Annotated in this window: 20 protein-coding genes; 17 read left to right on the top strand and 3 right to left on the bottom strand. The window is 56.0% G+C overall.

Annotated elements, in window-relative coordinates:
* Positions 1–172 precede the first annotated feature (172 nt).
* The 16 genes from DOCECA_RS13475 to DOCECA_RS13400 all read left to right on the top strand — a co-directional run bounded on the left by DOCECA_RS13475 (position 173) and on the right by DOCECA_RS13400 (position 15,524).
* Positions 173–826 (top strand): phage tail protein, encoded by a 654-nt coding sequence (locus DOCECA_RS13475; RefSeq protein ID WP_445570662.1) that lies wholly within the window; start codon positions 173–175, stop codon positions 824–826.
* Positions 827–829: 3 nt separating this feature from the next.
* Positions 830–1,213 (top strand): phage tail assembly chaperone, encoded by a 384-nt coding sequence (locus DOCECA_RS13470; protein WP_030141965.1) that lies wholly within the window; start codon positions 830–832, stop codon positions 1,211–1,213.
* 62 nt (positions 1,214–1,275) lie between these two features.
* A complete protein-coding gene (locus DOCECA_RS13465; RefSeq protein WP_030141964.1) occupies positions 1,276–1,524 on the top strand; it encodes a DUF1799 domain-containing protein in 249 nt (82 codons plus the stop codon).
* A gap of 10 nt (positions 1,525–1,534) precedes the next feature.
* Complete coding sequence (locus DOCECA_RS13460) at positions 1,535–4,501, top strand: phage tail tape measure protein (RefSeq protein WP_445570661.1); 2,967 nt, start codon at positions 1,535–1,537, stop codon at positions 4,499–4,501.
* Between the two features lie 39 nt (positions 4,502–4,540).
* Positions 4,541–4,873, top strand: coding sequence for a phage tail protein (locus tag DOCECA_RS13455; protein ID WP_420765731.1), 333 nt, complete (start codon positions 4,541–4,543; stop codon positions 4,871–4,873).
* A complete protein-coding gene (locus DOCECA_RS13450) occupies positions 4,870–6,225 on the top strand; it encodes a pyocin knob domain-containing protein (RefSeq protein WP_420765732.1) in 1,356 nt (451 codons plus the stop codon). Before DOCECA_RS13455 ends, DOCECA_RS13450 begins: the two co-directional genes overlap by 4 nt.
* On the top strand, positions 6,222–6,596 hold the full coding sequence (locus DOCECA_RS13445) for a hypothetical protein (protein ID WP_445570660.1): 375 nt from the start codon (positions 6,222–6,224) through the stop codon (positions 6,594–6,596). The genes DOCECA_RS13450 and DOCECA_RS13445 overlap by 4 nt, the downstream gene beginning before the upstream one ends.
* Positions 6,597–6,636: 40 nt before the next feature.
* A complete protein-coding gene (locus tag DOCECA_RS13440; protein WP_420765734.1) occupies positions 6,637–7,320 on the top strand; it encodes a phage minor tail protein L in 684 nt (227 codons plus the stop codon).
* A gap of 3 nt (positions 7,321–7,323) precedes the next feature.
* A complete protein-coding gene (locus DOCECA_RS13435; RefSeq protein WP_445570659.1) occupies positions 7,324–8,109 on the top strand; it encodes a C40 family peptidase in 786 nt (261 codons plus the stop codon).
* A gap of 242 nt (positions 8,110–8,351) precedes the next feature.
* Positions 8,352–9,245 (top strand): hypothetical protein, encoded by an 894-nt coding sequence (locus DOCECA_RS13430; protein WP_445570658.1) that lies wholly within the window; start codon positions 8,352–8,354, stop codon positions 9,243–9,245.
* A 461-nt stretch (positions 9,246–9,706) separates the two neighbouring features.
* Positions 9,707–10,282, top strand: a complete 576-nt coding sequence (locus DOCECA_RS13425) for a tail assembly protein (RefSeq protein WP_420765737.1) — start codon at positions 9,707–9,709, stop codon at positions 10,280–10,282.
* Positions 10,283–10,342: 60 nt separating this feature from the next.
* Complete coding sequence (locus DOCECA_RS13420) at positions 10,343–13,426, top strand: host specificity protein J (RefSeq protein WP_445570657.1); 3,084 nt, start codon at positions 10,343–10,345, stop codon at positions 13,424–13,426.
* A gap of 314 nt (positions 13,427–13,740) precedes the next feature.
* Entirely contained in the window at positions 13,741–14,403 is a 663-nt protein-coding gene (locus tag DOCECA_RS13415) for a hypothetical protein (RefSeq protein ID WP_420765739.1), read from the top strand.
* 70 nt (positions 14,404–14,473) lie between these two features.
* Positions 14,474–14,899 carry a cell wall hydrolase gene (locus DOCECA_RS13410; RefSeq protein WP_420765740.1) on the top strand — a complete coding sequence of 142 codons (426 nt, stop codon included), beginning with the start codon at positions 14,474–14,476 and terminating at the stop codon, positions 14,897–14,899.
* Complete coding sequence (locus DOCECA_RS13405; protein WP_445570656.1) at positions 14,896–15,270, top strand: hypothetical protein; 375 nt, start codon at positions 14,896–14,898, stop codon at positions 15,268–15,270. Before DOCECA_RS13410 ends, DOCECA_RS13405 begins: the two co-directional genes overlap by 4 nt.
* Positions 15,267–15,524, top strand: coding sequence for a hypothetical protein (locus DOCECA_RS13400; RefSeq protein ID WP_434559779.1), 258 nt, complete (start codon positions 15,267–15,269; stop codon positions 15,522–15,524). Before DOCECA_RS13405 ends, DOCECA_RS13400 begins: the two co-directional genes overlap by 4 nt.
* Before the next feature lie 1,968 nt (positions 15,525–17,492).
* On the opposite strand, the gene DOCECA_RS13395 is transcribed toward DOCECA_RS13400, so the two are convergent.
* Complete coding sequence (locus DOCECA_RS13395; RefSeq protein ID WP_445570655.1) at positions 17,493–18,281, bottom strand: hypothetical protein; 789 nt, start codon at positions 18,279–18,281, stop codon at positions 17,493–17,495.
* A gap of 263 nt (positions 18,282–18,544) precedes the next feature.
* On the opposite strand from DOCECA_RS13395, the gene DOCECA_RS13390 reads away from it, so the two are divergent.
* On the top strand, positions 18,545–19,213 hold the full coding sequence (locus DOCECA_RS13390; RefSeq protein WP_445570654.1) for a glutathione S-transferase family protein: 669 nt from the start codon (positions 18,545–18,547) through the stop codon (positions 19,211–19,213).
* 150 nt (positions 19,214–19,363) lie between these two features.
* On the opposite strand, the gene DOCECA_RS13385 is transcribed toward DOCECA_RS13390, so the two are convergent.
* Together DOCECA_RS13385 and DOCECA_RS13380 are read right to left on the bottom strand one after the other, a co-directional pair.
* Positions 19,364–20,269 (bottom strand): LysR family transcriptional regulator, encoded by a 906-nt coding sequence (locus tag DOCECA_RS13385; protein ID WP_434701905.1) that lies wholly within the window; start codon positions 20,267–20,269, stop codon positions 19,364–19,366.
* Between the two features lie 407 nt (positions 20,270–20,676).
* Positions 20,677–21,720 carry a MerR family transcriptional regulator gene (locus DOCECA_RS13380; RefSeq protein WP_445570653.1) on the bottom strand — a complete coding sequence of 348 codons (1,044 nt, stop codon included), beginning with the start codon at positions 21,718–21,720 and terminating at the stop codon, positions 20,677–20,679.
* Between the last annotated feature and the right edge of the window lie 19 nt (positions 21,721–21,739).

The following is a 21,739-nucleotide window of genomic DNA, read 5'->3' as shown; positions in this document are numbered from 1 at the left end:
GTCCTCATTGTGGGCTGACCGGGGTTGTCGTTGGCTCCGCATCAGGGCTGCCCCTTGAGGAATACGAGAGCTGTCGAATTCCTGAGTAGCAGTCCATCCAAAATTCGCCCGTTGGGCAAACCCTGAACCCGCCATTGAGCGGGTTTTGTCATTTCTAAACAGAGGGAAATACATGAGCGCCATTCTCCCCAACGGCTCCATCCTTGAAATTGCTGCCACATTCAGCCCACCGACTCCAGTGACCGCCATCAGTAACGCTAACCCTGCGGTGGCAAATGCCGCTGCGCACGGCCTGTCGAATGGCGACATTCTGGTGGTTACTTCGGGTTGGACTCGCCTGAACGACAAGGTTGTTCGTGTCGCCGGTTCTGATGCAGGCTCGTTCGAACTGGAAGGCATCAACACCACCAACACCACGGTCTATACCGCTGGAGCGGGGGCAGGAGCTGTCCGTGCTGCGAGTGGTTGGGCGCAAATCAGCCAAGTCACCGACAGCAACAGCTCTGGCGGTGAACAGCAGTTCACCACCTTCGGCTTCCTTGAAGAGTCGGACGACCGTCAACTGCCGACGACGAAGTCTCCGATCAGCATGGCTATCACCGTTGCTGATGACCCATCGCTTCCTTACGTTGCGGTTTGTGAGGCGGCTGATGAAGATCGCGAGCCTCGCGTTGTGCGGCTGACTTTGCCCAATGGCTCCGTCATCTACTACCACGCATACGTGTCGATCACGTCTACTCCGACGTTGTCCCGGAACAGCATCATGACCCGGACTGTCACGCTGTCTCTGGCCGCTCGCCCAACCCGATACGCTGCGGCGGTGTAAGTCATGGCAAAGATCAAGATTGCTCAAAACCCGACCTTCAAAACGAAGGTCGCCATCCCGCGCGTGGGCGCTGATCCGGTCAGCGTTGAGTTCGAATTTAAGTATCTGGATCGCCTGGCCCTGGCTGCTCACTTCGACAAGTGGAACGCCGTCCGTGAGGATCATGCGAAGAAGGTCCAGGAGGACGGTCTCTCTTGGCATGAGGCCACGGTGGCAGAAATAGACATCCAGGTCGGCCAGCTCAAGGACATCATTGCCGATTGGGCCTTTGACGAGAAGCTGTCGGATGAGTCGCTGACAGCGCTTGTCACCACCTGCGTTGGCGCACCGCAGGCGGTGCTTTCTGCCTACCAAAACGCCTATCAGTCGGCCCGCTTGGGAAACTGACCGGCGCCGCTCGCGTCATGTACGAGCCGGGGCCATCCGAGGCAGCCCTAGCAGCCTTCGGCATGACGTTAGACGACATTCCCGAGACTGAATACGAGGTTTGGCCGGACAACTGGCGGGCTTTCCTGCTGTTCGAGGCAATGTCGACTCAGTGGCGAACGGGAATGGGCGGAGCCTCTGGCTTGGACTACAGCGCACTCCCGCCAGTGGCAAGCATGCTGGGCATAACGCGGCGCGAATTATCAGAAGCCTTCCACGACATCCGTGTCATGGAAGCAGAAGCCATGCTCGTGATGAGCGAATCGAAATAACGGAGCCTGAATGACTTCTATTGCTGAACTCGGCATCAAGGTTGATTCGACTGATGCTGCGCAAGCGCGCTCCGATCTCGATAAGCTCACCGCTGCGGGTGCCCGCGCAGAAAAAGCCGCTGAGGGTGTTGCCAAGGGCGCGGACAAGGCATCGGAATCGATCAAGAAGCAGAAGGATGAGCTGAGCGAGCTCCTCGGCGAGATTGATCCGACGGTGAAGGCCCTAGGGCGGCTTGACGAGCTTGAAAGCAGGCTAGCGAAGCAGAAGAAGCTCGGCGCGCTCGATGCAGCTACCTTTAGCGAGTATCAGGCCAAAATTGAGCAGTCTCGGGCGAGCCTCGGGGGCTTCGACGACTCGCTGACTCGCACCGGTAACACGGCTAAGCAGACGGCTGCTGCGTTGCGTGGAGTCCCTGCTCAATTCACTGATATCGTCGTGTCGCTCCAGGGCGGTCAGTCTCCGATGACTGTTCTGCTCCAGCAAGGCGGCCAACTCAAGGATATGTTCGGCGGCATTGGTCCCGCCGCGCGAGCCCTAGGCGGATATGTCCTTGGCCTTGTTAATCCCTTTACGGTTGCCGCTGCGGCTGTTGCTACCCTCGGATACGCCTTCGTTTCAGGCAGTGAAGAGGCGGTCGAGTTTCAGAAATCGATCATCCTTACCGGAAACGCTGCGGGCACTTCGGCTGACGCTCTGTCCAACATGGCGCAACAGGTGGCCGCAACCGTCGGCACAACTGGCGCAGCGTCGGAGGTACTGGCAAATCTTGCTAGCAGCGGCAAGATTGCGAGCAGCAGTTTTGAAGGGGTTGCGACCGCGGCGCTGGAAATGGAAAAGGCCACTGGCCGGGCCGTGGAGGAAACGATCGCCGAGTTCGTGAAGATCGGAAAAGACCCAGTCGCAGCCGCGAAAGAGCTCAACGATCAATACAACTTCCTGACGGCAACGACGTATGCGCAAATCGTCGCGCTGAAAGAGCAGGGCGACACTATCGGCGCGGCCAAACTGCTGACCGACACCTATGTCGATACCATCAAGAGTCGTAGCAGTGAGGTCACGGAAAACCTCTCAATCTGGGAGCGTGGATGGAAAAGCCTAAAGGGAGAAATCTCGGCCACGGCTGATGCCATAAAAAACATCGGACGTGATCAGACCCTGGCTAGCCAGATCACCGAGGCGCAGCAACGTGTGGCAGCGGCCCAGAGTGCCCTAAATGGCATGCCGGACGACACCGATGCCCAGGCCAAGCTGACCAATTCAAAGCTGGAACTGGATTTTCTCATCCAGCAGAAGAACACCCAGGACGCCATCGCCAAAGCTCAGGGGTTGAGCGCACAGAGACAGCGTGAAGGCATCGACGCGAGAATCCGCGTGAAGGCCATCAGCGACTCCAGCCTTTCCAGCGAGGAGAAGCGCAACGACCTTATCAAGGAGTACAAGCGGGAGGTCGAGGCGCTGCGCAGGGCAAACCCCGACGATCCGCTGGTTCAGGAAGCTGTCGTCGCGAAGACGATCCAGAACATTCGGGACCGGAACAAAGACCCGAAAACCGCGACGTCGTCCATCAACCTCACCGACTTCAACGACTCGAAAAATCAGCTAACGCTGATCCTCAGCGAATACAAGAGCGCTCAGAGGGAGCTGGAAGCAGCGCAGAAAGCCGGCCTGCTCACACAGGAAGACTATCTCCTCAAACGTAGAGCCCTTATCGGCAATGAGCGGGATGAGGTAACCGCAGCTTACCAGGCGGAGATCGCAGCTCTCGAGGCATCGAAGAGCCAAGCCAGCACCACAGCCGCCCAGCGCATTCAGTTGGACCAAAAAATCGCCGATGCCAAAGCCAGCATGATCAAGGCGCAAAAGGAGGCTGACAGCGAGCTTGAGGTGATCGCAACGAATGAGCAGGGGAGGCTTGCGAAGCAGGCCCAGGCCGTCAAATCCTATACCGACGCGTTGGATCAGCAGAACGCTGCCCTGCGCCGTGCTGGAAGCCGTGCCGCAGACGGAGTCGGGCTTGGCGACCGCCAAAATGCGATCAATAGCGAGCTGAACGGCATCGCTGATCGTGCGAATCAGCAACGGTTAGATCTGGCTCGAGACAAGGCCGACCAGGCGCGGAACATGAGCGCTGAGGAATACAGAGCCAAGCTGGACGCGATCAACCGAAGCGAACGGGAGATGAGCGAAACCGTGCTCAGCAACTACGAGCAGTTGTCTGAAGCTCAGGGAAACTGGAGAAACGGCGCAACGTCTGCGTTCAGCAACTATCTGGACAGCGCGCGTGATGTGGCTGGACAAACCAAAAGCCTATTCACCAATGCTTTTAGCTCCATGGAAGATGCTTTGGTCAGCTTCGCCATGACTGGGAAGCTGTCATTCTCGGACTTTGCAAAGTCGGTATTGGCAGACATGGCTCGTATGGCTGCCAGAGCGGCTACGTCCTCTGCGCTCAGTTCGTTGTTTGGCATCGCTGCATCCGCTGTTGGCTCCTATTTCGGCGGCTCTGCTTCCGCCGGCTCGACGCAGGCTGGTTACTCCGGTGATCTGTCGGGCTTCACTCCGGGAAGCATTCAGGCCAAGGGTGGTGCGTGGTCTGGGGGCGTGCAGATGTTTGCCGACGGTGGGGCTTTCACCAATTCGGTAGTCAGCAAGCCTACCGCCTTCGGTATGGCTGGCGGCGAGACCGGAATCATGGGGGAGGCCGGGCCGGAGGCAATCATGCCGCTGACCAGGACAGCAGGTGGCAAGCTCGCCGTGATGGCGGTAGGTCGCGGCCAGAACTCCAGCACCAACCAGGTGGTAATTCAGCAAAACATCGCCGTGCCGGATGGGCAGGGTGCTGGAGGCGCTGATGAGACCACCAGTCAGGCCGTTGCCCAAGCTTACGCCCGGGCGGCCAAGCAGGGCGCTCAAGAGCAAATTGCTCGCGACTTGAGGCCTGGCGGCCAAATCTGGCAAGCCATCAACAAACGGTAATCCCCGCTTCGACGGGGTTGTGTTTTAGGAACATACAGCATGGAAACTTTCACCTGGGCTCCGGATAAAGAGCCTTCCGGTACGGTGAGTTTTCGCCGCAAGTCAGCAAAATTTGGCGACGGATACGAGCAGGTCGCTGAGGACGGGATGAACAATAAAACCCAGTCTTGGCCGCTGACATTCACTGGACCAAAGTTACGGATCGCTGAGATCAAGGCATTCCTGGATGCGCATAAAGGCGCTATGGCTTTTAGCTGGACGGAGCCTTTCGGGGAATCATTGCTGGTCCGGTGCAGCGAGTATCAACCTCGGCATGCAGGCGGTGGTGTTTACCGGTTGGCCGCAACTTTTGAACAGGCATTTCACCCATGAGCATTGTCCCGATCAACATCGGTGGAGGCGCTAACGACGGGACAGGTCAGAGTCTCCGCTCGGGTGGGGAGACCATCAATTCCAATTTTGCAGAACTCGATGTTCGGACAACTGCTGCACAGCTGGCCGCTGATAAAGCGGGTGAGACAGCCTCGCTCGCTGGGGAAGCAGCAACGGACGCCAGAGCCAGAGCTGACGCAGCCCAGGCGAAGGCTGACGCAGTCGCTGCCGAAAAAGGACAACCCAATGGGATTGCCACTTTGGATGACAGCGGCACCGTCCCTGCCAGTCAGTTGCCCAGTTACGTCGATGATGTACTGGAGTTCGAAAGCGAGTCCGCTTTTCCAGCTACAGGCGAAACAGGGAAAATCTATGTCGCCGCTGACTCCAATGATCAGTACCGCTGGAGCGGCACCCAATACATTCTCCTCTCCGCATCGCCCGGCTCGACTGATGCAGTCCCGGAGGGTAGCGTCAATAAATATTGGACCAATGCCAGAACCGTTGCGAGCGTGCTCACCGGACTCCTCACGACAAACCCGGCTGTGGTGGCTGCAACAGACACTATCCTTGCGGCCATAGGAAAGCTGCAACGGCAAATCAGCGATGCAGTAGCCTCGCTCGGGAATAAGGCCGCGAAAGGGGCCAATAGCGATATCACCTCGTTATCAGGACTAACCACGGCGCTTTCGATTGCCCAGGGCGGTACCGGGGCGACTACGCTCGCAGCCGCTCAAGCTGCACTTGGGATTAACTCAGCGATCAACCTTCCTACCGGGACGAACCTTAACAATATTCAGGCCACAGGCTTCTACATGCAGCAGGCGAACGCTAACGCGACGTTGGCCCTGAATTACCCTGTCGCAGCCGCAGGATCACTTATCAGCGTGCAGCTCGGAAGCAGCATCACCACTCAGACGTACACCGTGTACAACACAGGTGAGCAATACGTGCGATCCAGGTATGTAGCTGCCTGGAGCGATTGGAGATTGACCATCACTGACGCGACTGTGGGATTTGCCTATGCCTACCCGAACGGCGGAACAGAAGCAGCTCCCGCAACGGTGACGATCAACAGCCGTTACACGGTAGCCAACCCGTTCCCTGGGCACGAGGTGATTGTACAGGCGGAGATCCTGATCGGAGGCAAGTGGGGCGATGCTGGTTGGTTCTACAGCTCTGGCGGCTACGGCACCAAGGGCTCACAACTGGACTTGAACACCTTGGTCGTTCAGACGGGGGCGAGCCGAGTTAGCTACACATCCAACGCCAGTGGCGACCCCTTTGGACAAACAGCCACAGGACTGACGTCCGCAACTTGTCGCTTAAAAGTCTGGAGAGTCCATGCATGACCTTGTGCGTTTACGCTGAGATTGGCAGCAATTTTCAACAGGTGGGTGGGGACTGCCCTAATGGTTGGATTCAAATGAATGGTCAGCGTCCCGATGATGAGAAGACCCTGCTTTACACCGCATCGGAGAAAGGCGAGTGGGTAATCTCCGATAGAACGTTGCTGGAGATCCAGATGAAAAGGGAAGCGGATTGGGCATCCTCTGAGATGGTCGTCGTGGCCGAACAGCTCGTGATGCTTGAAGACTCTGACCCTGCCGCCTTGCCTGGGACAGAGCGGCAATGGCGGGACTATCGAATCGCGCTCAGAGCCTGGAATGAAGGGCACCCTGATTTCCCAGACGAAGCAAAGCGCCCAAAACGGCCCATCTGATCTCCACTCGCCTGATTTTAATTTTTTCTGAGGACACTCCATGCCGATTACGGCTGATATCCAGACGCTGGAGCCTGGCGCTTGGGTGGAGCTTTTTGAGCTCGATGCAACGATGCTGGGCGCCGAGCTGTACCGCTTCCATGGTTACCCACAGCAATCCTCAATATTTTGGCAGGGCAAAGAGTATTCGCCTTGGCCGATTAAAGCTGAAGGCTTCGAGATGACGGGGCAGGGGACGCAACCGACGCCGACTCTTTCCGTGGGCAACGTTGACGGCTTTATCACTGCGCTGGTTTTGTATTTCGAAGATCTCGTCGGCGCGAAACTGATTCGCCATCGAACCCTGGGCAAGTATCTCGATGGGCAGCCCGAAGCGGACCCAGAGGAAGAACTTCCACCAGATATTTGGTATGTCGAGCGCAAGGCTGCCGAGGACAACGAAGTTGTCCAGTTCGAACTGGCGACGGCCCTGGATTTCGCTGGAGTCCAACTACCTCGTAGACAGATCGTAGCCAACGTGTGCTGGTGGCTTTCCTGTGGCGGCTACCGAGGTCCGTATTGCGGCTACAACGGGTCACCCGTTGCCGACGAGAACGATGTCATCGTCACTGACGCAGCCAAGGATAAGTGCGGCGGTCGCTTGACTAGCTGCAAGCTACGTTTCGGCGAAAATAACCCCCTCCCATATGGCTCTTTCCCCGCTGCGGGGCTGCTCCGGACATGATCTATGAACAAAGCAAACAGAGCGGCAATCGAGGCACACGCCATCGACGAGTATCCGCGCGAGGCGTGTGGGCTGTTGGTGAGGGTAGGTCGGAAAGAGATCTACGTTCCATGCCGCAACATCGCCTCGACGCCGAACGAGCATTTCCGCTTGGCGCCTGAGGATTACGCAGCCGCTGAAGACAGGGGCGACATTTCCGCGGTGGTACACAGCCATCCCGATTATCCTGCCACACCGAGTGAGGCTGATCGCGTCTGCTGCGAAGCGTCGGGCTTGCCCTGGCACATTCTCGAAGTGCGAAAAGGCGATGACGGTGTAGTGCGAGCTGGGAATTTGATGAGCTTCGCGCCGGTTGGGTATCAGGCACCTCTGATTGGCCGCAAGTTTGTCCACGGTGTGCATGATTGTCTCAGCATCATCCTGGATTTTTACCGTCGTGAGATGGGTATCGATCTTGGCAGCTATGAGCGGGAAGACGGTTGGTGGGATAAGGGCGGCAATCTCTACCTCGAAAATTTGCCCGCGGCTGGCTTCGAAAAGGTATCCGCACCACAGCACGGCGACATCGTGCTGATGCAGATCCGTTCACCGGTGCCCAACCATGCGGGGATATACCTGGCCGACGGTGTGCTGAGGAGTGAGCCAGAGCACTACCCGGCGCCCGGATCGATTCTTCATCACCTCTACAACCGCGACAGCAAGCGGGATGTGTACGGCGGGTACTGGTCTGAAGTCACCGTTGGTTACTGGCGTCACCGGGACGCAAAACCTTTGCTAAAACAGCCCTGAAATCCTAACGAGGTCATCGTTTATGGTGGGCCATGGCAGGACATGGTTAAAGGTCATCGACCCACCTGCCCGGGTTGATTGCAAATTTTTCGTGAGCTGTCAAATAGCTTGGCATTTCGCTTCATCTTCCAATCATGTGAGCGAAGCATCGCGTTACTACATCGCGATTCGTTGCGGTGCTGGGATTCGTACACCGGCCAACCGGTGATATCTTGGTGCCATCTTTCACAGGAGTGGTATTGATGAACAGAGGCGCAACGTTGCTGTCGGTTATTTTGGGGTTGGGGTCGATGATTGCATCTCTTGCCCATGCGGAATGGATGAAGTCAGAAATCAAAGACGAAATGCGCGGCACAAGCACTATAGTCTTCAGCCAAACATCATCCCCTCTGGCTGGCGACGGACCTAGCGTTACTTTAATGGTTTTAGATGATAAAGATGGAAAGCCGGGTGTAGTGTTTAACTTGAATAGTGGTCGAACTGAGGGGTGCCCCGCCGCCGACAACTCCTTTTGTAACGTGAATGTCAAATTTGACGAGGGAAAAATCACCGAGGAGCTTTTCGCGACGACAGATGGCAAACAACTGATCCCATCACAGGTAGTGGCGTTCGCCGGGTCAGTTTCGATCGCAAAAAAATTGTTTATAGAAGTGGAGTTGCAGGGAGTTGGGACTCGTCAATACAAATTCATTGTCGGCGATCTTGATATCCCCGTAGATCGGGCTCCTTCGGTAAAGCTGCTAGGGTACGAGTTGGGCCGCAAATATTCTGACGTTCCATCGCCGCTGAAAAAAGTTAAGGCGAACGGTCTAGACGTATGCTACGAAGGAGAGGGCCTTACTGGCTTATTCAGCGCGGAACCGGTAAATAAGGCAACCCTCTGTTTCTTTAACGGCGTTTTCTACAGTGCGGTCATCATTCCCGGAACTAAGGCTAGTTATGTTTCTGGAGAAAAATATCTGACCAAAATTTTTGGAAAACCTGACCCTGAGGCCCTCTATCCTTCTTGGCCTAACAAAGGTGACACTCTCTTAAATAAAAATACTAAGCGTGCAGCTTATTTCACGTTCAGTCCGAATTCCTATTACGACCCTCTAGTAATCACCGATGAGATTGTTTCTCCGCTCGTGCCATAGTGCTAGGGCGTGTCTTTCTATGAAGGAGAAATGAAATTAGCCCTAATGCTCCGTTAGGTCGTCTTGTCTGCCTGCGCTAGCAGGCAGACTCCGATCAACCGAAGCCGATCCGGTGCCGCCGTCTAAGCTTTTTCGCATTTCAGGACGCCCTTTGGTGGTAAATCTGTGTTGGTAGTGACGCACGGTGAGGGCTGCGTTAGCACTGGCTGTAAGACTCCTGTGAACATCAACGGACGCCGAGCTGCAGAAACCGGCTCAGGCGAGACCGCGTAATTCCGTGTGGCTCTAGGTGACCATATATTGTCTCGGCATCGTCCTGCGGAAGCGGCCTGAATGAACTTGACTCCACCATAAGGAGCGGCAGTTCAGGATATTCAAAGACTAAATGATGAGCATGGATGTATCACTCACCACGCAATAATAAAAGCCGCCTTGGGCTGTTTTTTTCGTTCGGAGGAAAAATGTCGCAGTTGCTTGAGAAGATGCAAACGGTGATTGTGTCCAAGCAGTTAGCTGAAATCACTGGCAAGCGCGAGCACCGTATTACGACCGGAGCAGGCTGGCGCGACATCATCGGTTATTTCAAGCAGTTTGCTGGTTTCGAAAAATTTATGCTTGAGAGCAAGGATAAGGGCCTTCGTTTTGCCATTTTTAATGGCAATAGGAACATTGGAGAGGACGACCTCGGAAAGCCTACGGGGAGGGATGTCATCCGAATCGTTCCAGTTATTGAGGGTTCAAAGCGTGCCGGGGCGCTACAAACCATAATCGGTGCCGTACTTATCGTGGTTGGCCTCGTCTACAGCCCGCTTCTGCCGGTCGGCATTGCCATGGTTGCCGGTGGGGTGATGCAAATGCTCAGTCCCCAGGCAAAAGGTCTGGGCACCCAAGACAGCCCAAACAACCGACCCAGTTATAGCTTCAACGGCCCGGTTAATACCAGCGTCCAAGGCAACCCTGTCCCGCTGCTGTATGGCCGCATGATTGTCGGCAGCGCCGTGATCAGCGCGGGTATTTACTCCGAAGACCAGATGTAACCGAAGCATCCATCACGAGGCCCGCCATTGAGCGGGCTTTTTTTCGCCCAAAGGAAAGTCATGACCCAGCTAGCCATAGCCGGACGCAAGGGTGGTGAGTCGAAGCCGCGTCCTTCCGTTGAGGCTCCGGACAACCTGCAAAGCACCGCTTTCGCGCGAATTCTCGACCTGGTGAGTGAAGGTGAGATTCGAGGCTTGGCGAACGGCATGCAGTCCATTTTTCTTGATGAAACACCGCTGGCAAACCCGGATGGAACGCTGAACTTCAGCGGCGTCAGCCAAGAGGTGCGAACCGGCAGTCAAGATCAACTACACATCTCGGGCTTCCCCGCGGTGGAGAGCGAAATTGCCGTCGGTGTTGAGCTCCGCTCCGACCAGCCTTGGGTGCGCGCGGTAACCAATCTTCAACTCTCGGCAGTCCGGATCAGACTTTCCACTCCACGTCTTGCACGGACAAACACCACAAACGGCGACACCAACGGATACACGGTCCGATACAGGATTGAGCTGTCCACCGACGGCGGTCCCTTTGTGTCCGTGCTAGACGCGGCTTTCAGCGGAAAGACATCGACAAAATACGAACGATCACACCGCGTCGACCTTCCTAGCGCGACCAGAGGCTGGACCGTGCGCGTGATCCGTCTGACGGCCAATGCCACCAGCTCCGCGATATCAGACACCACCAACGTTGAGGCAATTACAGAGATTATCGACGCGAAGCTGAGATACCCAGGTTCGGCCATCGTCGGCCTGCAATTCGATGCGTCGCAGTTTCAATCGATTCCGACTCGCTCGTTCGATTTGTATGGCCGCATCATCAAGGTTCCAAGCAACTATGACCCAGAGACGCGCACCTACACGGGAGTCTGGGATGGCACCTTTAAAAGCGCCTGGACAGATAATCCTGCCTGGATTTTTTACGACTTACTGCTGCATTTCCGCTATGGGCTCGGCCATCTGCTGAACGCGGGGCAGGTGGATAAATGGGAGCTGTATCGGATCGGTCAGTATTGCGATCAGCCAGTCCCCGACGGAAAGGGCGGCACCGAGCCGCGTTTCACCTGCAATCTGTACCTTTCGGTCCGCGCTGATGCGCTGCGCGTGCTCCAGGATCTGGCGACAGCGTTCCGTGGGATGGCGTACTGGGCTGCCGGTTCCGTCATGGCCGTGGCCGATATACCAGAGGATCCTGTTTATACCTACTCGAATGCCAACGTCATCGACGGGAAATTCAACTACACCGGATCTGCCAAGAAGACGCGCTATACCGTTGCCCTGGTGAGCTGGAACGATCCTTCGGATTTTTACCGGCAGAAGGTTGAGTACGTAGACGACCAGCCCGGAATCGCTCGTTACGGCATCCAGCAAACCGAAATCACAGCTACAGGATGCACGTCTCAGGCTCAGGCGCAGCGCGTTGGTAAATGGGCATTGCTTACCAGTCGTCTGGAGACAGAGAGCGTCAGCTTTTCCGTTGGCTTGGATGGCACCTTGGCGCGGCCTGGTCAGATCATCCGGATCGCGGATAACGACAGGGCTGGGCGCCGAATTGGTGGCCGGCTGCGTTCTTCAACGCTCGACACTCTCGTCCTCGACGCGGATGTGACGGCCTTTCCGGGCGACACCATCACCCTGATTATGCCCAACGGTAAGGCTGTGTCTCGAGCCATCAAGTCTGTGGGTTATCCGCTGACTTGGGACAGCTCCGGCATCACGTGGGACAACGGCAACATCACTTTTGATACCACGGGTTTTCCGGCTGAGGTACAACAAGTTGTGCTGTCGGAAAGCCTCGAGGCGTTGCCACCGCTTCACTCCATGTGGGCAATCGACTCACCTGCCTTGGCGGTGCAACAGTTTCGGGTGATGTCCGTAGCGGAAGATTTTTCGGACACGGAAATCAAGTTCACCATCAATGCTGTACGGCACAACTCGAGCAAATACGGTGCAATCGACAACGGCAGCCGTATCGAGCGTCCACCAATCAGCGTCGTTCCCCCAAGCGTTCAGAAGCCGCCAACGAACGTGACACTCAGTAACGACCATTTCGTCGATCAGGGTAGCGCGATCAGCGTCATGACAATTACCTGGGAGAGGCCAGAAGCGGCAATCGCTTATGAGGTGTATTGGCGCAAGGATGAAGGTGATTGGATCTTTGCAGGCCGTACCGGGACGACATCAATTGACGTCAGCGGGATCTATGCCGGGAGGTACACGGCGAAGGTGCGAGCGATCAACTCGCTCGATATCGGCTCTGTTTTCGCAACCTCTGCGGAGACGGTGCTGAACGGAAAAACTACGCCTCCGCCTGAAGTCTCCTCGTTCATTGCCGAGTCGATCGTGTTCGGTATCAAACTGAAGTGGGAGATTCCTCAGGGCGTAAGCACTGCGGATCTGCAACGGACGGAGATCTGGTATAGCGAAACCAACCAGATCGTAGATGCCACCAAATTCGGTGACTACACCTACCCACAAACTGACTTGACCATCATGGGACTCGCTCCCGGAAAAACCTATTTCTTCTGGGCACGCCTGGTTGATCGGGTCGGAAATATGGGCGCTTTCTTCGGCCCAGTCTTTGGACAGTCGTCGGCTGACGCAGGGCCAATCCTGGACTACCTGAACGATAAGATCACGGAAACCCAGCTCAGCAAGCACTTGCTCGAGAAAATCGATTCCGGCGGCGCCCAGATAGAGATCGACGCTCTCAAGAGCGAGCTTGCCGCGATGTACAGCATCAAGACCCAGCTTACTGTTGATGGGAAACCCTACCTTGCCGGGATCGGGGTTGGAGTAGAAAACGACGAAGGAATCATCACCAGCCAAGTCCTCATCGCAGCCAGCCGCTTCGCGATAGTCGATCCCAACGCTTCGGAGGTCTTCTATCCGTTCGTGGTGCAGAACAACACCGCTTACATCAAGGCGGCGTTTATTCAAGACGGATCAATCACCAATGCGAAGATCGGCGACACCATTCAATCAACCAACTATGTCCCTGGGGTGTCGGGTTGGAGGCTCAGCAAGACGGGGGGAATTGAGTTCAATGGAGCGGTCTCGGGTGGAGGCAAGCTCACGATCAATAACCAAGTTGTTCAGGTCTTCGATCAGGCAGGGCAGCTTCGAGTGCGTCTGGGGATCTGGTGATGCCAGCAGGATTAGAGGTTTACAATGCTGACGGCTCGGTGTCCTTCACAACCGACACGATCACGGGGCGATACCTAGGATCGTTTTTCACCGGAACGGCAAATGGTTCTGTTTTTGTGCCTGGGTTTGCAGGGGGAAGCCCATGGTTTTTCTCTGCAAAAGGGGTAGGTGGAGGTGACACCACGGTTGTTTGCGTGCCATTCATCACCATTAATGGGACCACCATTTCGTGGAGCTTTTCCGACTTCAGGGGGCAGGGCACCACTGCGAATGCCCCTAGGGTCGGGTGCCAGGTTTTCTATGGAGTTAGGTAGATGCCAATAGGGCTTCAGGTATTCAGGGACACCAACACCCTTCAGATCGATTCAGATGTCCTGACGGTTTCGTTTTTGGGCAAATTCACTATATATGGTTGGACCCGTGGCTCGACCATTTATAGGGCTGCTTTAAGCCTGCCCAAGGCAACCAAGTTTGTCCTCTTCGGTGAGACGGCGGCTTCATCGTCCATTGCAGTTAGGAGCGTTGTTCTTACTGCCAGCAGCGCTGATTACGAGTTCTGGTCGAATACTGCCGACAGCGTCGTGTGCTACTGCTTTGGCGATGCTCCTGTTGTCCCGTCGCGTTGTGGCTTGCAGCTTTTTGACTCGGCAGGAAACCTCACCTTCGACTCGAACAACAAAATCCTCAGGATTTCCGCAGTGTATGAAACCAGTTCGGACACGCAGTCGTTCTCATTGCCGGTCGTGATTGGCCGTACCTACGCCTGTGGGATCAGCAACTATGACACGCGATATCGCCAGAATCAGGTAGGACAAAATCTCGCGTTCATGGTGATGATTCGGTCGGTCAGGGTGTCAGGTGGAACTGTCACGTCGGGGCTTCTAGCGAATCAAGGGCCGCCGACAACCAGCCCGCCTGCCAATTCACCGATTGGGCCAATGCCCGTGATTATGGTCGCAGACGTTACCGGCTTCTAACTCGTTCATCTCGCTCAACCCAATTCCAAGCCCGCCGAGAGCGGGATTTTTTTTGCCTGGAGAAATGTAAATGACTACAACAGAAAAGGATCGCGACATCCTCGCGCGCACGCTGTGGGCCGAAGCCCGCGGGGAGGGGCTGGCCGGCCAGGTTGCCGTGGGCTGCGTAATCCGCAATCGCGTGAATGATCGCAAGGACCGCTCCTGGTGGGGAGAGGGCTATGCAGGGGTTTGCCTGAAACCCTACCAGTTCAGTTGCTGGAACAAGAACGACCCGAACTATCCCTATTTGAGCGGAGCCAAGCCAATCCCGCCGAAGCAGTTCGCCCAGGCACAGCGGGCGGCGGATCTGGTGATCTCCGGCGCGGAGCCTGATATCACCAATGGCGCGACCCACTATTACGCGACCACGTTGCCGAATCCTCCGATCTGGGCCAAGGACGCCACCCAGACTTTCCGCCTCCGGCACCACATCTTTTTCAAGGATGTGCCATGAGTCCCGCCACGCTGAAGTTGTTGGTCCTGGGCGCGCTGGCGTTGCTGCTGTTCTCCGTAGGAGCGGGGTTCGGTGGGTGGCTGGCTGCTGCCCACTATAGGCCACTGCTGGACGCATCGAACAAAGACCTATCCCGGGCCACTCTGGCCCGTGACAACCTAGAGTCGTTGGCCGACGAGCAAGGCCGGAAGCTGGGCGAGCTTGTTCTGGCGGGTGAGTTGCGGGAGCGAAATGCCGCATTGGCGCAGGATAAGGCCAGGGAAGAGGCCCAGCCAGACTACGCGGTAGCCAATCGCCTCCTGCAGGAGCGAACCGGCGGCGCCCAGTGCACCGCGGCTGAATCCATCATCGATCGGGAGCTTGGCTTATGAAGGCGATGCTGCTGATTGGTGTGCTGGCGCTGGCGGGATGCGCCGGTCGTGAGCCTGAGATTCGAACGGTCCGGGTGGAGATTCCCGTGCAGGTGCCATGCAAGACCGAGGAGGTGGCGGCACCGCTCTGGGCAACTGATGGGCTTAAGAAGTCCGACTCGCTCGAGGTGAAAGTCCGGGCGCTGCTGGCTGAGCGCCGGCAGCGCATGGGCTATGAGCGGGAGCTTGTCGCAGCAGTTTTAGCATGTCGGTAACAGGTTAATATCACTGACGACTAGGTGGGACCTATTCGGCAGGTAGGTTTGTTAAGTGTTCCTCCGTCATAGGTGAGCTTCTGCACAGCACCGCGTGTACTTTGTGGGCAAGCATTCCCTCGATAAAGCGGCTGTGAAGGTCGTACTTAGCAGCTTGAGCACCTACAACGCTGCTGTGGTATCCCATTTGGCGTACGTACCTAGTAGTGCAGTCGATCTCGATCATGGTGTAGGAGGTAAAGTAAGAGCCTACGCGGCGAATAACTGCCTGGACGGTAGGCCCGGTCTCAACAGAGGAAATGATGGAATACTCTGAATCATCATCATACGACCATTTGTAATCCAGCTGCATACCTGCAGCTGAAGGGAACGATAGGCAAGAAGTTAGAATAAAGGTGGCGACTCTCATTTTGATCTTCCTTGAAATAGGCTGCAGGCCATCAAGCCTTTTGTAGCGTAGGCGCTGCTAGAGCCAAGGTTGATCGATTGGGTGTTTTGGCGACGAGTGTCAGATGGGTAAACCGGCGACAGGGCGAGCTAGCTCGGCCCCCTTGGTTGCGCGCGTTGCCGATAACGTGGCTAACCTTGAGCCACTCGAAGGCATCGGCCGGTTCGCCCTTCTGCAGCACAATCTGCTCCGCGCCCTCCTGCGGCTTGGCTGGGTCAGCCACCGCGGGCGGTTTCTGCGGATTCATGGAGGAAAAGAGCCCAATTCGAGCCAGCGCATGCTCAACGAATTATCGCCATCACCGACGACGGTGATCGGGCCGTAATTAACTTGCGCGCTTGTCACGCAATATGCGGGAGCTGATGCCCAGACATCGATTAGCCCACCCATCCACAGCATGGAACATTTTGGTGATGATAGGCTCCACCGCAGGACGACGTTGAGGAAGAGAGGATGGCTGGATTGAATAAGGAACAGGCGCTTAATGTGTGGAGAGAGCTCCTTCGAAGGCCGGAAGGCCGAGCAGACGCCGAAAGACAGTACGGCCTTCTCCTCCGAATTGCTGACGAATATAGGCAGAAGGGGATAATCGATAACGCTGAATGGCGCAGGCTTGCTGAGGAAGCTGTAGCGTTCTACGCCTGGTCCATCAAGGATGAATCGAACAAGGGTTAGCAACAAAAAAAACAGAAACCCGCCTAGTGGCGGGCTTTGTATTGCGCTGGGGCGGTGGTGCTGGATTGATTACCAATATTGCACAACGGTTTCGCTCTGTGGGTTTTCAATCCCTGTCGAGCTAGCTGAATGTCCTCAAATATATGCTTAGCGAGGCTTTTCAATCCAGCTCCCCCTCGATAGTCACTTCGGACCAGTCCCACTACCGCAAATGATTCCCCGGTCTCACCTGTTACCGTAAGTGAGGCGGAACCGTCACCCCATAAAACACATTTGACCATGCTACCTGGTAGCAAGCGTCCCAAGGCATCCTCAATTTCCGCCCTACTTAGTCTATCCATGGCGCAGCCTCGGTTCGTAGGGACCAGAGGATAAGCCAGAAATACAGTTAGTAATATGGTGGCGCGGTGCCTCTCTGGGGTCAGCCGGTGCCGCCGGGAATCCGCCCGATCATCGGCCAGCGGTCGTGTATGAATGCATATTCCGGAGGAGGGGAAGTGGTGACTATGTACACGCGCCGAGCATCGCCTTCACCTAATATTAGGCATTCAAGCCCAAAGCCCTCGTTCATATCGAACCAGTGCGACACGCGATCCGCATCTTTCTCCATGTATCGCTGCACAAGTCCCAGCGCTCGCTGCGGGTGATACTTTTCCCATCCCCCTCGTTCCACCGTCTCTAGTTTTGCCCACCCACCTGATGGGCCTGTGCCTTTCTCCTCTCGACGGCGCCCCCATCGCACCCACCCAAGATCCGTCCCGTCCTGCAGTACCACGGGAATTGCTGCCTTGGGGTTCGGGAAATACACCCTGACCCGTTCATAGGCTCTATTTTTGTCCGCTGCCTCAACTCCGCCGCACATCTTGCACCCCGGGTTCGCTGGTTATTTCCAATGGACCTCGACGCTCCAAGGGAAGTTTACCTGGGCATTTCGGTCTTTCGACGAACCCTAAGCCGTTGCAAGATAGGCAGTCGTCACGCTCGCCAAACCGGTCCGAGCACGACGAACACAGGACGAACCTCGCCAGCTCCGCAAATGGCCTGAGCTTTTCCATCAGCACCAAATTTCGATTTTCGCGTGCGACTTGCAGGGCATCGACAAGCCAACGGTAGACGTCTGGATCTTCAATGGGGGTGTAAACCACTCCCAGGATCATTCTGGCTGTCTCGACCAGATCAAACTGGCGACCATCATCCAAAGTGAGGACAAGCCCCTCAATCACGCCCGTAGTTGGCGACGCGCTGTAGATCAGCTTTAGCTCTTCACCTTGGCGATACACTTTTCCGTCGTAGGGACGGATGCGGCGGCCCTCGCTTTTCTCTGAAAACGTTGATTGACGAATCGTGCCCAGGTTTGAGATGCCGTCTCGCGCGACAAGGTCGTAGTGAGACGCGCTGTGATAAAGGACCGTCGTCGATTGCAGCTCTTCCACTGCGAGCCAGTATGCGGAGTTCGCTAGTTCGTCCATGCCAAACTGTTCGTCTGGATCAATCAACCGCTCCTCGGCGAGCCTCGCGCTTGCCGAGAGCAGGCTGGATCGATACGCCTCAGGGTTCTGTAACTGGAAGTCCTGATCGTCGAGCGTATCGCGCCATTGCTTGATTCTCAGGGCTTTGGCTTGTTCAAGATTCATGGGGGGCGCTTGCTTAATGCTGTATGTGTATACAGTATCCGAGGCAGGGCAATATCTGCGAGGGCTAGGCGACGAGCTGCATCGGCCTGCAGCTGTCGGCCAAAAACGGTCACTCGAACGTTGACTGACATGAAATATTCGATATTCGAATAAATGTCATGCATTGGCCGCCACTTCTGCCTCAAAACACTCGGACGTACCTTTAGTTGCGAGTGACGCACGGTGACGTCAAATCCGTTTAATAACCTACCTGCGAAAATACTATGACGATTAAAATCCACGGCGACTTGGGCTCGGGCAGTCTTCGTCGTGTCACGACTGCGGCAAAGCTCATGGGTATCGAGATCGAGCGAATCAATGTCGACCTCTTCAAAGGCGAAAGCCATACACCTGAGTTTCTGAAGCTCAACCCGCATGGTCTGACTCCGGTTCTTCAGGAGGGCGAAACGATCCTCTGGGAGTCTTCGGCAATTAATATCTACCTCGCTGAAAAGGCCAACTCCCCCCTGCTTGGGAAAACGGCGAAAGAGCGCTCGGAAGTCTTGCAGTGGATGTTCTGGTCAGGCGAGCAGTGGCGTGTCTTCTTCGTGCTGCTCTTTGATGAGCGTGTGGGTGCCCGGGCGATGGGCAAACCCCAGAACATTGCTGTGATCAATCTTGCCTTGAGCAAGATTCGCGCGGCGGCTCAGGTTCTTGATACGCACCTCGCAGATCGGCAGTTCATTGTCGGCGATGAACTCACCTTGGCTGACATCGATATCGCCGCGCCGTTCTCCCAGATCAACCGATCCAAGCCGCCACTTGAGGAGTTCCCTAACCTTTATGCATGGCAACAGCGCCTTCTGGATACGGTACCGGCGTGGGCGGAAACCAAGGGGGAGCTAGACGGCCGAATGGATGCATTCTTCAGCGCCGTTGGCCTTACGTTTTGATTGAATCTGGAGGCGGGAGGGGATCAGTCCTCTCTCGCATCCCTTACCGGCTAATGAAACGCTCCTGCGTATATGCAGGACTTCGCTATCGTAAATGGTTGTGATCGAAGAACGTCTTAAATACATGGAGTGCCTGCGGGAGTAACACCTTCAACTCACGCCGTATCGCGTAGCTGCAAGTTGATCTTCGACGAAGGCAATGAAAGCGCGGGCGTTGGAGCTCGCGTGGCGAGCCCCGTTTGGCAGCACCATCCACAAATCGAGGCTTTGCATAGTCCAGTCGCTAACTACTTCAACGACCTGTCCGCTCTCCAGCTCATCCTGAACGATCCATTCACTTGCCACTGCCAAGCCCATACCGGCCAGTACCGCAGCCCTCAGCCCCTCCAGCGCACTAACGCGCATCCTGGGCTGGAGCACCACCTCAATCGAAAGGTCATCCTTGGAAAATGCAATATGTTCGCCGCCTTCGCCCCGAGACAAGACGATGGCTGCATGCGTCTCGAGGTCGCTCGGCTTTTTAGGCCTGCCATGCTTTTCCAGATAGCTGGGAGACGCAATGACGACACGACGACATTGGCCTATTCTGCGCGCTGTCAGGTTAGAACTGGCCAACTTACCCATACGTAGTGCGACCTCTGCTCCCTCTTCCACAAGGCCAATGTTTCCATCATCCAGGAGCATGTCGATGGTCAGGTCAGGGTGTCGCTCCAAAAATATGGGCAGTCTTGGGATAATGTGCTGGCTCATGAACGTGATGGTGCCGCTTACCCGCAACCTACCGGTCAACGGCGCGTTCTCACCTTTGACCGCTCTTACGGCCCGGTCGGCCTCATCCAACGTACGGATCGAGTGCTCATAGAATTTCTGTCCCGCATCGGTCGGCGTCAGGCCGCGTGTCGAGCGCAGAAAAAGCTGTGTCCCCAGCGCTTGCTCGAGCTGCGCAACTGCCTTGGATACCGAGGGCTGGCTCAGGCTCAAGTCTTTAGAAGCAGCGCTGAAAGACTGCGTTTCGTAGACTCGCACGAACGATCGCATCACATGAATCAAGTCCATTGGCTATTCGAGTTCTGCATATATGGGAAAGGTAGCGCTAGGATACGCCTATTGAGGGAAACAATTGCAGACGCGTACTCGACGACCCAGCAGATCCGCTATCAGGCAATTGCGGCGGAGATTGCTGGGGATGCATAGGCGCTATCGAGGCGGAAATGGGATGCGCAGAGTCGCTCGCCTACGTACGCAAAGAATATGAGGCAGGACTTCGGCCTGGCTGGATTGATCCATTCACGCCCTGGTTTGGAAGCTGCGTTACGACCGCTTCGGGTCGGAATCTGCCGGTCGCGAGTGACTGCTTTCGACCAGAAGCGGCCCTTCGCACTGCGAGCGATCTGACGATAAAGGCCCGCGATGCGAAATTGGCGTTTTGAATAACATAGTCTTTGTGTGTATCTGTATGTGGGTCAAGTGTTGGGCGCTTGATCATTCGCACTCGCAGCGATCGAAGCGACGGCCTCCTTGAGAAATGCCAACAGGCGAGGATGGAGCCAGGTGCCTACGCGCAACTCTTCTTCGGATTCCTCGGCATGGCGCATGGCCTGGATGGCCGCATCGTCCAGCGCAAGCTTGCGCCGCATGTCAATCCACAGCCTGGCCATACGCTGCACCTCAGCGTTCGTAGGTGAACGACGAGCTTTGCGCAGGGCATCCAATCCATCGAGTAGCCGCGGCCACTCCCGCATTACCCCGATGTAAGTGCATCGCAGGTGTTTATATGCGCTGGGAGCCAGATACTTGCGATAAATCAGCAGGCGATGCTCGCAGAACGCACTTAAAATGTATTCTCCCAGTTGGGGAGAAAACCCTGTATTAGACAAATCCGCTCCTCGCAAAGAAAGCAGATTGTCCACGCGCACGAACATTCCAGCGTTTGACTGCGTGTCTTTTTCCACCAGCGCTATCCAATTGCGTGCCGCGTGGCGAGCAACCGACGCGCGAGGAGACACTCCCTTTTCAAATAGCTCCCGGAGGCCGTCAACAGGCTCCTGCCAAGCAGCCGCGAATCTTCCGTTGCTTCCCAGCAAAGGCAAACTCCGATCCTCTTCACTGAGATGGCTGCGATAGAATGCCATGGCTTCTAGCGTACGCAGGCACGCAGCCTCAGACGGCTCGTCCTTCTCAAGCATCGCTCGCTGTAGCCGGTCCAGCTCGGCGCGAAGCGTCTGCTGACGTGATATTTCGGCATCGATATGGGTCAGCTGAGCAGACAGGACTTCCGGAGCTGAACGCATTCCGCCTTCCAGGATCTGGCGGATTTCATCAAGAGCAATCCCCAGCTCGCGAAGCGCCAGGATGTTGTTAAGCCTTTGGATGTCCGCCTCTCCGTAAAGACGGTAGCCCGCATCAGAGCGAACGGACGGTTTAAGCAGTCCGACGCTGTCGTAGTGGTGCAAGGTGCGAACCGAAAGCCCCGACCGTTTGGAAAGTTCGCCGACTTTTAGCCGCACAGCAATGTCTCCCTCATAT

The organism is Pseudomonas sp. E102 (assembly GCF_052660185.1).
The sequence above is the reverse complement of the archived record's forward strand: the minus strand, read 5'-3'. Positions and strand labels throughout refer to the sequence as shown.

Excerpts from the sequence above, each read along its gene's own strand:
- DOCECA_RS13460 (WP_445570661.1), top strand. The coding sequence starts at position 1,535 with ATGACTTCTATTGCTGAACTCGGCATCAAGGTTGATTCGACTGATGCT.
- DOCECA_RS13420 (WP_445570657.1), top strand. The coding sequence starts at position 10,343 with ATGACCCAGCTAGCCATAGCCGGACGCAAGGGTGGTGAGTCGAAGCCG.
- DOCECA_RS13475 (WP_445570662.1), top strand. The coding sequence starts at position 173 with ATGAGCGCCATTCTCCCCAACGGCTCCATCCTTGAAATTGCTGCCACA.
- DOCECA_RS13440 (WP_420765734.1), top strand. The coding sequence starts at position 6,637 with ATGCCGATTACGGCTGATATCCAGACGCTGGAGCCTGGCGCTTGGGTG.
- DOCECA_RS13410 (WP_420765740.1), top strand. The coding sequence starts at position 14,474 with ATGACTACAACAGAAAAGGATCGCGACATCCTCGCGCGCACGCTGTGG.
- DOCECA_RS13425 (WP_420765737.1), top strand. The coding sequence starts at position 9,707 with ATGTCGCAGTTGCTTGAGAAGATGCAAACGGTGATTGTGTCCAAGCAG.
- DOCECA_RS13400 (WP_434559779.1), top strand. The coding sequence starts at position 15,267 with ATGAAGGCGATGCTGCTGATTGGTGTGCTGGCGCTGGCGGGATGCGCC.
- DOCECA_RS13435 (WP_445570659.1), top strand. The coding sequence starts at position 7,324 with ATGAACAAAGCAAACAGAGCGGCAATCGAGGCACACGCCATCGACGAG.
- DOCECA_RS13450 (WP_420765732.1), top strand. The coding sequence starts at position 4,870 with ATGAGCATTGTCCCGATCAACATCGGTGGAGGCGCTAACGACGGGACA.
- DOCECA_RS13405 (WP_445570656.1), top strand. The coding sequence starts at position 14,896 with ATGAGTCCCGCCACGCTGAAGTTGTTGGTCCTGGGCGCGCTGGCGTTG.
- DOCECA_RS13395 (WP_445570655.1), bottom strand. The coding sequence starts at position 18,281 with ATGAATCTTGAACAAGCCAAAGCCCTGAGAATCAAGCAATGGCGCGAT.
- DOCECA_RS13455 (WP_420765731.1), top strand. The coding sequence starts at position 4,541 with ATGGAAACTTTCACCTGGGCTCCGGATAAAGAGCCTTCCGGTACGGTG.
- DOCECA_RS13430 (WP_445570658.1), top strand. The coding sequence starts at position 8,352 with ATGAACAGAGGCGCAACGTTGCTGTCGGTTATTTTGGGGTTGGGGTCG.
- DOCECA_RS13415 (WP_420765739.1), top strand. The coding sequence starts at position 13,741 with ATGCCAATAGGGCTTCAGGTATTCAGGGACACCAACACCCTTCAGATC.
- DOCECA_RS13445 (WP_445570660.1), top strand. The coding sequence starts at position 6,222 with ATGACCTTGTGCGTTTACGCTGAGATTGGCAGCAATTTTCAACAGGTG.
- DOCECA_RS13390 (WP_445570654.1), top strand. The coding sequence starts at position 18,545 with ATGACGATTAAAATCCACGGCGACTTGGGCTCGGGCAGTCTTCGTCGT.
- DOCECA_RS13465 (WP_030141964.1), top strand. The coding sequence starts at position 1,276 with ATGACGTTAGACGACATTCCCGAGACTGAATACGAGGTTTGGCCGGAC.
- DOCECA_RS13470 (WP_030141965.1), top strand. The coding sequence starts at position 830 with ATGGCAAAGATCAAGATTGCTCAAAACCCGACCTTCAAAACGAAGGTC.
- DOCECA_RS13385 (WP_434701905.1), bottom strand. The coding sequence starts at position 20,269 with ATGGACTTGATTCATGTGATGCGATCGTTCGTGCGAGTCTACGAAACG.